The following is a 297-nucleotide window of genomic DNA, read 5'->3' as shown; positions in this document are numbered from 1 at the left end:
CATTGTATTTTTCGACCAGAATCTTGGTGCGTGCATTGAATTTTTCACGGTCTTCTTTAGTCCACCAGTCGCGCAGATTGCCATCACCATCGTATTGCGAGCCGGAGTCATCAAACGCATGGCTGATTTCGTGGCCGATAGAAATGCCGAGTGCGCCGTAATTGAAGGCATCTTCGGCATCGACATTGAACAGCGGTGCTTGCAGACGTGCTGCCGGGAATACGATTTCATTCATTTCTGGGCTGTAGTAGGCATTCACCGTTTGTGGTGTCATATGCCAGACGCTACGGTCTACCG

1 protein-coding gene is annotated in these 297 nt (G+C 50.2%); it reads right to left on the bottom strand.

Annotated features, from left to right (window positions below; genetic code table 11):
* The coding region (locus KDM89_RS21600; RefSeq protein ID WP_329604728.1) for a M13-type metalloendopeptidase at positions 1–297 on the bottom strand (297 nt) is incomplete at both ends.

It is taken from the genome of Cognatundibacterium luofuense (genome assembly GCF_018139685.1).
GTDB classification, from domain to species: Bacteria; Pseudomonadota; Gammaproteobacteria; order Burkholderiales; family Burkholderiaceae_D; genus Undibacterium; species Undibacterium luofuense.
The sequence above is the reverse complement of the archived record's forward strand: the minus strand, read 5'-3'. Positions and strand labels throughout refer to the sequence as shown.